Origin of the sequence: Pseudoalteromonas sp. XMcav1-K (genome assembly GCF_044005875.1) — a bacterium.
Lineage (GTDB): Bacteria > Pseudomonadota > Gammaproteobacteria > Enterobacterales > Alteromonadaceae > Pseudoalteromonas > Pseudoalteromonas spongiae.
Genome location: NZ_JBIPJE010000025.1, coordinates 54,870 through 68,710 on the forward strand (window position 1 = coordinate 54,870; position 13,841 = coordinate 68,710).

Sequence of the window (13,841 nt, forward strand, 5' to 3'; positions counted from 1 at the left end):
CACTGATTCGGAGATAAGTCATGGCCGGCGGAAAAGAGATAAAATCACAGATCGGGAGTATTAAAAATACTCAGAAGATCACCAGCGCAATGGAGATGGTTGCCGCTTCTAAAATGAAGAAGGCACAAGATCGCGTGGCATCAAGCCGCCCATACGCTGAAAATATACGCAAAGTGATCGGTCGTGTTGCTCAGGCTAACTTAGACTTTAAACACCCGTTTTTAGAAGAACGTGATGTAAAGAAAGTTGGTTACATTATTGTTTCTACTGACCGCGGTCTATGTGGCGGCTTAAACTCAAACGAGTTTAAGAAAGTTGCACTAGACGTTAAAGCGTGGAAAGAAAAAGGCGTTGACGCTGAATTTGCTGCCCTAGGTAGCAAAGCAGCAGGCTTTTTCCAGCGTTTTGGCGGTGAGTTATTAGCAAGCAGAGCAGGGCTTGGTGATGCTCCTTCAATTCAGGACGTAATTGGTCCTGTAAAAGTGATGCTTGATGCATACTCAGAAGGAAAAATTGACCGCTTGTTTGTTGTTTACAACAACTTTGTAAACACGATGAAACAAGAGCCAGTGATCGATCAGTTATTACCTTTGCCTAAAGCTGACGAAGAAGTTTCTAGCCACTCTTGGGATTACTTATATGAGCCAAACCCAGAGGCAATTTTAGAAACTCTTATTAAACGCTTTATCGAGTCTCAGGTATATCAGAGTGTTGTTGAAAACGCTGCATCTGAACAAGCTGCACGTATGGTTGCGATGAAAGCTGCAACAGACAACGCAGGTGACTTAATTGATGAGTTACAACTGGTATACAACAAAGCACGACAAGCCGCGATTACACAAGAAATTAGTGAAATCGTGTCAGGTTCAGCAGCCGTTTAACGGTTGGCAAAGTTAACGAGAGGAATAGACATGAGTTTAGGTAAGGTCGTCCAAATTATCGGCGCCGTTGTGGACATCGAGTTTCCACAAGACAACGTGCCAGCCGTATATGACGCACTAAAAGTAACAAGCGGTGAGCTTGCTGGTTTGACTTTAGAAGTTCAACAGCAGCTTGGCGGCGGTGTGGTACGTGGTATCGCACTAGGTACTACTGACGGTTTACGTCGTGGTACTGAAGTAGACACAACTGGCGAGCCTATCAAGGTTCCAGTTGGTACAGCGACACTAGGTCGTATCATGAACGTACTTGGTGACCCAATTGATGAAGCGGGTCCAATCGGTGAAGAAGAGCGTTACTCTATCCACCGTGAAGCTCCAAGCTACGAAGATCAGAGCAGCTCAGTTGAGCTTTTAGAGACTGGTATCAAGGTAATCGACCTTGTATGTCCATTCGCTAAAGGTGGTAAAGTTGGTCTATTCGGTGGTGCGGGTGTTGGTAAAACAGTAAACATGATGGAACTTATCCGTAACATCGCAATCGAGCACAGCGGTTACTCAGTATTCGCAGGTGTTGGTGAGCGTACTCGTGAGGGTAATGACTTCTACCATGAAATGAACGAATCAAACGTACTTGATAAAGTATCGCTTGTTTACGGTCAGATGAACGAGCCACCAGGTAACCGTCTACGTGTTGCACTTACTGGTCTTACAATGGCTGAGAAGTTCCGTGACGAAGGTCGTGACGTACTTTTCTTCGTTGATAACATTTACCGTTATACACTAGCGGGTACAGAAGTATCAGCACTTCTAGGTCGTATGCCATCAGCGGTAGGTTACCAGCCTACACTAGCTGAAGAAATGGGTGTACTTCAGGAGCGTATCGCATCAACTAAGACTGGTTCAATCACGTCTATCCAAGCAGTATATGTACCTGCGGATGACTTAACGGATCCATCACCAGCGACTACGTTCGCTCACTTAGATGCGACAGTTGTACTTTCTCGTGATATCGCGTCACTAGGTATTTACCCAGCGATCGATCCACTTGATTCATCATCTCGTCAGCTTGACCCATTAGTAATCGGTCAAGAGCACTATGACGTTGCACGTGGTGTTCAAACAGTTCTTCAGCGTTATAAAGAACTTAAAGACATCATCGCAATCCTAGGTATGGACGAGCTATCTGATGAAGATAAGCAAGTTGTATCACGTGCTCGTAAGATCCAGCGTTTCCTATCTCAGCCATTCTTCGTAGCTGAGGTATTCACAGGTGCACCTGGTAAATACGTATCACTGAAAGATACTCTTGAGGGCTTCAAAGGCATCCTAGCTGGTGACTATGACGATCTTCCAGAGCAAGCGTTCTACATGGTTGGTTCAATCGACGAAGCGATCGAAAAAGCCAAAGACATGTAATTAGGGGGCTGTTATGGCAATGACTATACATCTTGACGTAGTAAGCGCAGAAGAGACAATTTTCTCTGGTCGCGTTGAATCACTTCAAGTAACAGGTAGTGAAGGTGAGCTAGGTATTTTACATGGCCACGCACCACTACTAACACCCCTAAAACCTGGTATGGTTAACTTTGTTAAGCAACACGGCGAAGAAGAAATGATTTACATCGCGGGTGGTACATTAGAAGTACAACCAGGCACTGTAACCGTTCTTGCTGATGTTGCAACACGTGCAGAAGACCTAGATGAAGCAACTGCATTAGAAGCGAAGCGTCAAGCTGAAGAGCACATGGCGAACGCATCTGCTGCAGACTTCAACTATGCTGAAGCTGCAATTGAGCTTTCAAAAGCGATTGCACAAATCAAAGTACTTCAGTCTATGCGCAAGAAGTAACCAAAACCTTACATGGTTTAGTAAAAAACCCGCCAATTGGCGGGTTTTTTGTTTTTTCATTTTCTAAATTGAGGTATATAAGAATCACAACTTGTTACTCAAGGAAGTAAGATGGAACTCAATTTAACGCCAGTTGAACAACGCATTATTGGCTGCTTACTAGAAAAACAACAAACCACGCCAGATCAGTACCCTCTTTCGCTCAATAGCCTGACTAACGCCTGCAATCAAAAATCAAATCGTGAGCCTGTAATGGCGTTGTCGGAATCTGACGTACAAGAAGGCTTAGATTCACTTGTTGCAAAACGCTTAGTGACAGTTGATGAAGGGTTGTCGGGTCGCGTGAGTAAATATGCCCATCGCTTTTGTAATACAGAGTTCGGTTCAATAAAGCTAACCGATCAGCAAAAGGCGATTGTTTGCTTAATGTTGGTACGCGGTGCACAAACGCCTGGCGAGCTTAGAACACGTTCTAACCGTTTAGCAGAGTTTAGCAATGTAACGGAAGTTGAAAGTGCCCTTAACGCATTAGCGGAGCAAGAATATGTTGTGAAGTTGGAACGCGAACCTGGTAAACGTGAATCACGTTTTATGCATTTATTTGGTGATGCCGATATTTCTGAACTAACAGCAGTGAATTCGAATGCGCAATCGACGGTTGTGGCTAGCCATCAAAGTGATGAAATGGCACAATTAAGATTAGAAGTCGCTCAATTACGCAGCGAACTTGCAGAGATAAAATCACATCTAGGTTTATAACATTGGAGATAAACAGTGCGCGCTGAAATCATGGCTGAAATGAAGGTACTCCCTTCAATCGATCCACAAGCAGAAATTACACGTCGAATTGCTTTTATTAAATCTAAGCTGGTGGAGTCAGGTACACGCAGTTTAGTGCTTGGTATCTCTGGTGGTGTTGACTCATCAACATGTGGCAAATTGTGTCAGTTGGCGATTGATGAATTAAACCAAGAAAACGCAACGGATAAATACCAGTTTATCGCCATGCGTTTACCTTATGGTGTGCAAGCAGATGAAGATGAAGCGCAACTGGCTGTGGATTTTATTCAACCATCAAAGCGCGTCACTGTAAATATTAAGCCTGCAACCGATGGTATGCATTCAGAGGCGCTAGCAGCGCTTGAGGCTGCAGCAATTGAGCCACCAGCACAAAGTGCAATTGATTTTACCAAAGGCAACGTAAAGGCACGTCAGCGCATGATAGCGCAATATGAAATTGGCGGGTTAACCCAAGGTTTAGTGGTTGGCACAGATCACAGTGCTGAAAACATCACTGGTTTTTATACTAAGTTTGGTGATGGTGCATGTGACTTAGCCCCGTTGTTTGGTCTGTCTAAGCGTCAAGTCCGCTTGTTAGCTAAAACACTTGGTGCGCCAGAATTACTGGTAACGAAAACGCCAACTGCTGATTTAGAGTGTGATCGCCCTGGCCTTGCTGATGAAGATGCACTTGGCGTGAGCTACGATCAGATTGATGACTTCTTAGAAGGTAAAGACGTATCAAAAGAAGTTGAAGAAAAGCTGATTGCGATTTATCAGCGTACTCAGCATAAGCGCAAGCCAATCCCAACAGTTTATGATTAATCTTTATAATTTATAAAGGAAAGGCGCTCAAAATGAGCGCCTTTTTGTTTTACCGAGAGAGCGTTACGCTTTTAATGCTTTCTCAATTAGCATATCAATATAGGCTTTTTGCGCTTTCGCAGCATCTGACGCGCCCCAAGATAGGCTTGCACCTTGAATATCTTGTAGTTGCTTAAATGCAGCTGCTTTTGCCAAGTTATCGTGCTTTGACGGTTTGTTGATACCCGCAATCTTAATTAACGACTGCACATACTCAGTTTGTACGTTGTGGCTTACTGATGACGCTGACTTTGCATCAACAAAAACGGCAGCGGTTAAGTCATTTAAGAAGCTGTTCACATCGTATTCGTTACCGTATTTTGTGGTATCCGAAATACGCGTCATTACATTTGGGTGTAATAGCTGAGCTAATACATTCTTTTGCATGCGAAGTACCATAGCGTGGTACTTAGGATCTTCGTTTTTACCATAATGACTAAAGCCGCGACGCTGGTGTTGCATCTTGTTAAGCAGAGGTTCCATTGCTGATAGTGTATCTGGTGCAAATACTAAATCAGTTAGTACGTTCATCGCTTCTTTTTGTTTAGCAAGTGGCACTGGCGTGTAAGGCTGTGTATTGCTACCTACATTGTCACGCTCTACGTAAACACCACCAATGTAACGCGATACAACGCCTGCTTGAGCGCGGTATTGACCAAATAGCATATTTGCTTTGATCAGCAGCTCTTGATACGACTCACCGTCATTTAGCGCTGTTTGCTCAAGTTTACCGAATGTTTGGTTTACTAATTCCATACGATCTTTAGCATACGCCACAGCGTTTGATGACATATCGCCAATCATTACGCGTGGGTCTATATGACGACCAGGTGCGCGCATATCGTCGGCATCATTACCAAATGCTAAACCGTGTTCGCTAGAACGTTTTAAAATTGATTCTAAACGCGCCGCTTCTGCCGCAGCATCAGTTAAACCTTGTGAGTAACCATATTCAATAGCCCAATCATCGTAAGGGCCTGGCTTATCTTGGAAGTAATCGCCTTGGCTCATGCCTTTTGGTGCAATGTTTGCTGGCGTATAGTCCATTACTGAACCGGTTAAAATACCTTGCGTTTTAGCTTTGTCGTGAACGTCTTTTTCATCCCACAAAATAGACGCTTTCATATTGTGGTTAAGACCCAGCGTATGACCAACTTCGTGAAGAATAAGCATCTTTAAGCCTTGCTCTAAAATTTCTTTCTTCTCGATATCGGTTGTTGCTAGCGAGTTAGCTAACATCATGCCCTGTTGTAATTCATGGCCCTGGCTGCAATGTAACCCTTCTTGGCTTGCGATCTCATGGTTGTGAGCGCTTGATGACGCCGCTTGACTGTATAAGCTGTCCATCATCCAACGGTTTTTCATAAACACGTATTCAAGCATGATATCAGAACCTAAAATCTGGCCTGTTAGCGGGTTAGCAAGTGATGGGCCGTAACCGCCAAATGGAGGACGTGGTGAAGAAGTCCAACGTAATACGTTGTAGTTAATGTCGCCTGCATCCCAATCAGCATCGTCCGGCTGTACTTTTACTTCAATAGCGTTTTTAAAACCCGCTTTTTCAAATGCTAAGTTCCATGCTAATACACCCTCTTTTACTGTTTCGCGCCATTCAACTGGTGTGGTGTTTTCAATCCACCACGTAATTGGTTCAACAGGCTCAGAAATCGCGGCATTAGGATCTTTTTTAACGAGATTCCAACGGTTAATGTAATCTTGATATGGCGCCCAGTCGCTAGTCGTCATATCGTCAAATTGCTGACCAAAATAGCCAACGCGTGAATCATCTTTACGTGGCTGATAATCGTTTTGTGGCAATTCAATAAATGAGTGCTGTACTTTAATTGATACCGTGCGCGGATCCGTTACTGACTGTGTACCGCGAACGCTTGGGTTAGCATTTTTAAATACATAATCAACAACAATATCTAAATTATTGGTGTAGTTGCGGTTACTAAGAATACGCGATTTTTTGTCGTCTAGCTTACCTGGGTTAAAACGCTTGCTAGCGTTTTTATCATTTGCGCGTTTCCAAGGTGATACCTTATGCAGTGCTTCGCTTTTAAATAACTTATCTACTTTAAGCGCAAACTTACCTTCTTCTTCTTTTTCAATTTTTAAGCTTGCTAATACAGCTTCACTGATATTTGCATCGCTTGCTTTAGCAATTGCATTATTAGGATCAAACTTATAGCGTGGTGTTTTGCTTATAATATCAATGCGGTTGAAGTGACGGCGGAACTCAATTAATTTGGTTTCGCGGTAAGAGCCACGTACATGGCCTGCATCAATTACACCGTCAACCGTATGTGCAAAGTAAACGTAAGGCTTGTTTAAGTTTGCCTCACTAATTACCATCATGGTTTCGCCAGTTTTCTTATCTTGGTAAAGATTAAATAACCCTTCAGAAGCGGTTTTTTTCTCAAGCATTTCAGCCAGTGTTTTATCTTTCTTTTCGTCTTTTTTCTTGTCGTCTTTTGCCATTGCTGCGCCGCTGGTGGCGAAGCTTAGTGCTACAGCAAGTGTAAGTAGCTTTAATTTCATTGTGTTTCCCTTGGTACCTTCAAAGTGAAATTTTTGTTTTTATCAATAAATGAGTCTACCCAAAGCAAAAATGGATTTAAAACGTAAAAAGTAACTTAATGTTAACGATGCTTAATTTTGCTAAACTGCGGCTATTACTAACGCTAATATTTTGGGTTTACTGCTCACTCCATGACAACTTTACGTTTAGACCGTACAGCTAGTGCACCAATTGCGACTAAAACAGCAAAAACACTTAGTTCACACAATCAAGAACGCATAGACAACTACTACTGGATGCGCGATGATGCACGCGCTGACCAAGCTGTGCTTGATCACTTAATCGCTGAAAATAACTATTGCGATGCAGTATTAAAACCAAGTGAAACACTGCAAACTGAATTGTTTGAAGAGCTTAAAGGGCGCATTGAAAAAGATGACAGCACGGTACCAGTAAAAGATGGCAAGTATTGGTATCACAGCGAAGTAACTGGTGACGAAGAATATGCGCGTCATTACCGAGCCACCAGCGCGACTGGCGACAATAAAACCCTTTTATTAGATGTTAATGTGCTTGCTAGTGAACATGAGTTTTACGACTTAGGTGAAATTGGCATTAGCCCAAATGATGAATTACTCGCGTATTCAGAGGATACCGATAGCCGTCGCATTTACACCGTACGTTTTAAGCATATTGATTCAAATACCTATTTAGATGATGTACTTGAAAATACTGAAGGCCAAATTATTTGGGCTAACGATAATAAAACGGTATTTTATGTAAGGAAGGACTTACAAACTTTGCTGGGCTATCAAGTATACCGTCATGTGCTGGGTACATCACAAAATGATGATGTGCTGGTTTATGAAGAAGATGATCACAGTTTTTACATGGGGCTTGGCAAAAGTCGTGACGATAGCCTACTGATGATAGATCTTGCCGCTACCGAAACTACCGATTGCTTAGTGCTCGATGCCAACAACCCTTTTGGCGAGTTTAAACGCTTAATTCCTCGTGAAGAAAACCATATTTACGATATTGATAAGCTGGGCGACGAATACGTTATTTATTCCAACTGGCAGGCGAAGAACTTTTGTATTTTTACTGCTACCGCGCAAACTATTCAAGACAAGTCACTGTGGCAACCATTTGTTGCGCACCGTCCTAATGTACTGGTGGAAGGTGTTGAATTATTTACTCAGTTTAAAGTCGTGACAGAGCGCGAATTGGGGCAAATTCGTTTTGTTATCTACCCAAATAACGGTGAGCACTATGCCCTTGCCTTTGACGATCCATGCTTTTTTGCCGGTATTGGTGATAACCCAGAGCCAGATACCAACACTGCACGTATTTTCTATTCAAGTTTAACCACGCCAAGTAGCTTATTTGAGTTTGACCTAAACACAGGTGAAAAACGTTTGCTTAAGCAACAAAAAGTACTGGGTGATTTTGATGCAGCTAATTATCAAGCTGAGCGCTTGATGGTCACTAGCCGCGATGGTGTCGATATTCCAATATCCTTGGTTTACCGCAAAGACATGTTTAAGCAATATGGCACAAATCCGCTGTACCAATATGGTTATGGCGCTTATGGCATTACCATCGACCCTAACTTTTCGGCACATAATCTAAGCTTGCTCGATAGAGGGTTTGTTTATGCTATCTCGCATGTTCGAGGCTCTGAAATGCTTGGCCGCGAATGGTACGAGCAAGGTAAAATGCAACATAAGCAAAATAGTTTTAATGATTTTATCGATGTAACACGAGCGCTGGTTGAAAGTGGCTACGGTGCTAAAGATAAAGTATTTGCTTCGGGCGGCAGCGCTGGTGGTTTATTAATGGGCGCTGTGGTTAACCAAGCGCCGGAGCTTTATTTAGGTATTGATTGCACCGTTCCTTTCTTAGATGTGCTAACCACTATGTTAGATGAAAGCATTCCACTAACGACTAATGAGTATGATGAATGGGGCAATCCAAATGAACGCGATGCCTATGAATGGATTAAAGCGTATTCGCCATACGATAATATTAGCGCGCAAGACTACCCGAATATTTTAGTAACTACCGGTTTTCATGACTCGCAAGTTCAGTACTGGGAACCGATGAAATGGGTTGCTAAGTTACGTGAGTACAAAACAGATAATAACTTACTGTTATTTAAAACCGATATGGATAGTGGTCACGGTGGCGCATCTGGGCGTTTTAAAAGCTTAAAAGAGCGTGCGCTAGTACTTGCTTTCTTCCTTTCGTTACTTTCAGAGAAATAGTATGCAACCCTACTCTAAAGCCTGTGAGAATAATAAAGATCCGATTTTATCCATTCTTAAATCGGCATTTTCTAATGCAACCAGTGTTTTAGAGATAGGTTCAGGCAGTGGGCAACACGCGGTGTATTTTGCCCCTGCTCTTGCTCACCTTAGTTGGCAAACCAGCGATGTGTTAGCAAATCATCAAGGTATGATGGCATGGCTTGATGCCTTTCCATCACCTAACTTATTGCCGCCACTAGCACTCGATATTGCAGAGCCTTGGCAAATAGCACAATACGATGGCATATTTACCGCCAATACCCTGCATATTGTTAGCCCTCAACTTGTTGAAGCGTTTTTTGAAAAAGTTAATCGCTTTTTAGCGCAAAATGGCACGCTGTGTATTTATGGACCATTTAACTACCATGGTGAGTTTATATCACCGTCAAATGCAGAGTTTGACCAATGGTTAAAAGTGAAAGACAACACCCACGGTATTCGAGATTTTGAATGGATCTGCCAACTGGCAGCAAAAGCGGGTCTTGAATTTATTACCGATCACGAAATGCCAGCAAACAATCGTTTGCTAGAGTTTATTAAGCGTTATTAACGTTTCCCACAAAGCGTATTACCACGCATTGTTTACATTCGTATAAGTTATTAGATAATTTTAGATCAGCTTATGTTGTAAATTGAGGTAGTATTTTGTTATTCCAATAAAACCTAAAGGTTGGTTTGATGATTAACGTATTTAAAACATTAGGCATTTTACTATTTTTTATAAGTGCTAGTAGCTTTGCAAATTGCCTATCTCAAAGTGCAGACGTTAAGTTAATCAACCACTCAATTAGTGAGGGTAGCTATCGGTTTTTAGCTAAATCCGATGTTGCTAAAGTTCTTGATTTATCCGACCTTAATTTCGAAGATTATTTAGTGCAAACCGAGCAGCAAATAACAGCGCTCAACCCCCGTGCAAATGTACCTTGCCCTGTTAATAACTATGTTTTAGCCCAGCAAAATATTAGCTCACCAACCATTGCTGATTTAGTAAAACCGTATCAATTAACACACGCAAATAGCGATAAAGTGGTGCTGCTAATCCACGGTTTAACCGATTCGCCGTATAGTTTTCATGATTTATCCGCGTTTTACCACCAGCAAGGGTTCAATGTACGTACTGTATTGCTGCCAGGTCACGGCACTGCTGCGGAGCATTTACGTTATGTTGATTACAATGATTGGCGCGCACAGAGTGCATTTGCGATTGAGCAATCACTTAATGATTTTGAGCAGGTATATTTAGGCGGCTTCTCAACAGGAGCCGGTCTTATTTTAGATTATATGCTTACGCGAGAGTCTCTGAGCCCTAAATTATCTGGTGTAATGCTGTTTGCGCCAGCGACAAAGGCTAAAAATTCAATGTCGTGGCTTGCGCAGTACATTGATTATGTGCCTTTTTTAAATTGGCTCGATAAAGACGCAGATGTTGATTTTGCCAAGTATGAATCGTTTCCGATTAATGCTGGTGCACAAGTACATCATTTAATGAGTGATGTATATCCTCTGACAAAACGCCATATTACGCACAATGTACCTATGTTTGTTGCTGTGCCAGAGCATGATATGACAATTGATACTGCCGCAACACTTGATTTACTGGTCCAGTGGCAACGTAAAACCCCTACACCACTCACTTTGGTTTATTACGGCGAACGTGATAATGCAAATCAGCTGAGTGCATTTAAAAATGTAAAGTTAGTAACACCGCAATGCATGCCAAAGTGTGATGACCAACTACAAATGGCGCATACCGCAATTCCTAATGCGCCAAGCAATATCCATTATGGTGAGCATGCAGTATATCGAAACTGCGGCCATTACTTGGCGGACGCAGAAAAATACAATGCTTGCAAGGTAACGCCCAATATTCCAGCTTCGGAAAAAACACCGCTTGCTGGGGAAAAGCATGCGCTTTTTCAACGCTTAAGTTACAACCCTTATTATTCTGAATTAACTAACGAACTCGCACTGTTTTTAGCTAAATAAGGTTACGTGGCTTGGTATTGTGCGAGATTAGCTTTTTACCAAGTCTGCATTAAACTTAGTGCTAGTTGTTAGGCACTCGAATGAACTTAGTTAACTTCTACAACAATAAATACAAAAATTAAAAATGCAGCAAAATAACTCTCATACTACCGATTTATGGCGAAGCTTTATTGAAGTTGATGGCTTACACAGCGCCGAACTAAAACGCAGAGTTTTTTCATTTTTGGCAATGTCTGGTATCGCTTTGGTAGTGTTTTCAGGGTTGTTGTTAGCAAACTTTCAAACTTACCCGTGGCTTTTAAGCATTACTTTGTTGGGCGCTCTCATTGCCGTATTTATTAATGTGGTGATTTACTTTAGTACTCGACAACTTAAATATTGCAGTATTGGCATTGCGCTTACTGTCTTGCTACTAAGTATTTTATTGGTTTACACCGGCGGTAAGGAAAACACTGCGCTTTATTGGATTATGTTTTATCCAGTTGTGGTATTTACTATGTTGGGTGTTCGGTCCGGATTATTGCTTACAGCACTTGCGTTAAGTGCCATTGTTTTTCAGTTATATGGACCAGATTTTGGTCAAGCAAATTATGGTCACGTTGAAAAGTCGCGATTTTTATCGGGCTTTTCGCTGGTGGTATTTTTTGCATTTATTAGTGAATATTTTCGCGATAAAAGTCATCAAGCTATTACCAATATTACCTACAATCAAAAACAAAAAGCCAATACCGATGCGTTAACAGGTTTGCCAAATCGTCGATTTATTGATGCTATTTTCTTAACAAAAATGGAAAAAAATACCGCGGAATTGCTGCCTATGGCGGTGATTATGTGTGATATCGACCGCTTTAAAGACGTAAATGATAACTATGGTCACGATATTGGTGATAAAGCATTGATGCACATAGCTAAATTAATGCAAAATCAATTGCGTTATTCGGATGTCGTAGCGCGCTACGGCGGTGAAGAGTTTATTATTTGCTTGCCCCACGCATCGATGCGTCAAGCGGTGCAAATCGCAGAAAAATTACGTAAGAATATTGAAGAGCATCCGGTTAATTTGGAAAGTGGCGAGAATTTAGCGCTAACTGCCAGTTTTGGTGTGGCAGAAGTCCATTCAGTGGTTGCCTTTTACAATGCAGTTAAACAAGCGGATGAGGCCTTGTATAGAGCCAAACGAAGTGGTCGCAATCGTGTCGCGACCCTTTAACACCAATGAATAACACAGCAAATGCTGTGTTATCGCGTTATTTTCACCTTATAAACGGCAATCTGCTTTTCAATATAGCTTTCGCTATCTTCTGGCATAAACGCTTTTGAAAGATAAGTTTGTTGGCCTTTGTAATTAACAAAAAGCATACCTTTTGGTGTGTGGATGATTTCTTTGATTTGATCCCATTCAAGCAGTGATTCGGTGTAGGGGTTTTTACTTTCTATGCCATCTTCATTTAGGGTAATGGTGACAGTCGAATTCGATGCCCTGCTCCACATCTGGCGAGTAAGCCACCAAGGACGGCGATAGTAGAAACTGATAAATTCTAAAATGCCTAAACCAACCATAATGTAAGGCGCTACGCCACCAATCTCGGTAAAGATAATAAGCCCCATTCCAATGCCAATAAAACTGCCTGCAAAGCCGTATTTTGGTGTTTGGTGAGGACTGTGTGGCAGTGATTCGTCAAAACACTCTTCAAGGTATGCTTTGTCGAGCGTGAATTGGTAACTAATGGTCATTGGTATTTAACTTTTACTCATAAATAAAGCGAGAGATAACATTAATGGCGTAAGGTTTGCCGCAGCAGCTATCATGCCCATCGCAGGTAAATGCTGTGCTATGTTATCGCCTAAACGGAACAAGTATACCAAGGAAAGCAAACAAAGTACGAGAGGCAGTAACGCGATTAACGCAAGCTTAGGCAGAAGACCAATCATTACTAAACACACTAAGCCAGCAAATGCCGAAATCAATGACAACGCAAATACCCAGCGAGCAACGTTAACGCCATAGTAAATAGCGATATGTTTGCGGCCAACGCTTTTGTCGGCGACTATGTCGGGTAGTTGGTTTATTAGCAGTAGGTTATTGGTGATTAAAAACGGCACTAAACTAATCGCGACTAATGAGTAACTAATGTTACCCGTTTGCACTAAATATGCGCCAACAGGCATTAGAATAGCAAAGCCGATACCCGGTGCAATAAAACATAGCCAAGGGTGTTTGTTAAGCACCTTGGTATAACTCACTACTATCAATAGGCCAAGTAAACCAATTGGTATAAGCGCAGCGCCAATGCGAAAAATAAAAAATACACCAATTAATATCACCGCAATTATAGAGCCAACAGCGTATCGCTTAACTATGGGAGCGAGAGTTGGGTTTTGCTTTAATAAACCGCTGCCTCCGCTAAAAGGTGTTGGCGTGGTATTTAAATCTAAACCACTTTGAAAATCTTGATATTCATTGATGGTATTCACGGCAATTGCAGCGAGTATTGCACCCAGCACGCTTAGTAGCGCATCAAACATATCAATAGTTATGCCTTGATAAGTACAGTATGCAAGTCCAACTAAACACGACAGCGGCGCTAACGTTAAAAATGGTGGGCGAATGGCGGGCAGCGCGGCTATGTATTTGTTCATGTGCTCAC

The 13,841-nt window shown here is 42.0% G+C and carries 12 protein-coding genes; 9 read left to right on the top strand and 3 right to left on the bottom strand.

What is annotated here, in order from left to right:
- Positions 1–20: 20 nt before the first annotated feature.
- From atpG to nadE, 5 genes are all read left to right on the top strand, one after another.
- The gene (gene atpG, locus ACHSBP_RS03145; RefSeq protein WP_010561334.1) at positions 21–881 is read left to right on the top strand and encodes a F0F1 ATP synthase subunit gamma; all 861 of its coding nucleotides are present in this window, start codon (positions 21–23) and stop codon (positions 879–881) included.
- 30 nt (positions 882–911) lie between these two features.
- On the top strand, positions 912–2,297 hold the full coding sequence (gene atpD, locus ACHSBP_RS03150; RefSeq protein ID WP_010561335.1) for a F0F1 ATP synthase subunit beta: 1,386 nt from the start codon (positions 912–914) through the stop codon (positions 2,295–2,297).
- Positions 2,298–2,310: 13 nt separating this feature from the next.
- Positions 2,311–2,730 (top strand): F0F1 ATP synthase subunit epsilon, encoded by a 420-nt coding sequence (locus ACHSBP_RS03155; RefSeq protein ID WP_010561336.1) that lies wholly within the window; start codon positions 2,311–2,313, stop codon positions 2,728–2,730.
- Positions 2,731–2,841: 111 nt separating this feature from the next.
- A complete protein-coding gene (locus tag ACHSBP_RS03160) occupies positions 2,842–3,489 on the top strand; it encodes a YceH family protein (protein ID WP_010561337.1) in 648 nt (215 codons plus the stop codon).
- Positions 3,490–3,504: 15 nt separating this feature from the next.
- A complete protein-coding gene (gene nadE, locus ACHSBP_RS03165; protein ID WP_010561338.1) occupies positions 3,505–4,335 on the top strand; it encodes an ammonia-dependent NAD(+) synthetase in 831 nt (276 codons plus the stop codon).
- A 63-nt stretch (positions 4,336–4,398) separates the two neighbouring features.
- Here nadE and ACHSBP_RS03170 read toward each other — a convergent pair whose 3' ends face one another.
- The gene (locus ACHSBP_RS03170; protein WP_010561339.1) at positions 4,399–6,918 is read right to left on the bottom strand and encodes a zinc-dependent metalloprotease; all 2,520 of its coding nucleotides are present in this window, start codon (positions 6,916–6,918) and stop codon (positions 4,399–4,401) included.
- 171 nt (positions 6,919–7,089) lie between these two features.
- Between ACHSBP_RS03170 and ACHSBP_RS03175 the strand changes: the two genes are divergently transcribed.
- The 4 genes from ACHSBP_RS03175 (at position 7,090) to ACHSBP_RS03190 (ending at position 12,403) form a co-directional block, all read left to right on the top strand.
- On the top strand, positions 7,090–9,165 hold the full coding sequence (locus tag ACHSBP_RS03175) for a S9 family peptidase (protein ID WP_395388128.1): 2,076 nt from the start codon (positions 7,090–7,092) through the stop codon (positions 9,163–9,165).
- A gap of 1 nt (position 9,166) precedes the next feature.
- Positions 9,167–9,757, top strand: a complete 591-nt coding sequence (locus ACHSBP_RS03180) for a DUF938 domain-containing protein (protein WP_395388129.1) — start codon at positions 9,167–9,169, stop codon at positions 9,755–9,757.
- A 128-nt stretch (positions 9,758–9,885) separates the two neighbouring features.
- Complete coding sequence (locus ACHSBP_RS03185) at positions 9,886–11,193, top strand: carboxylesterase (protein WP_010561342.1); 1,308 nt, start codon at positions 9,886–9,888, stop codon at positions 11,191–11,193.
- Positions 11,194–11,317: 124 nt separating this feature from the next.
- Positions 11,318–12,403, top strand: coding sequence for a GGDEF domain-containing protein (locus ACHSBP_RS03190; RefSeq protein ID WP_010561343.1), 1,086 nt, complete (start codon positions 11,318–11,320; stop codon positions 12,401–12,403).
- A 29-nt stretch (positions 12,404–12,432) separates the two neighbouring features.
- Here the strand turns inward: ACHSBP_RS03190 and ACHSBP_RS03195 are convergent, their stop codons facing one another.
- Positions 12,433–12,927, bottom strand: a complete 495-nt coding sequence (locus ACHSBP_RS03195; protein ID WP_010561344.1) for a YcxB family protein — start codon at positions 12,925–12,927, stop codon at positions 12,433–12,435.
- Between the two features lie 6 nt (positions 12,928–12,933).
- A complete protein-coding gene (locus ACHSBP_RS03200) occupies positions 12,934–13,833 on the bottom strand; it encodes a prenyltransferase (RefSeq protein ID WP_010561345.1) in 900 nt (299 codons plus the stop codon).
- Positions 13,834–13,841: the final 8 nt, after the last annotated feature.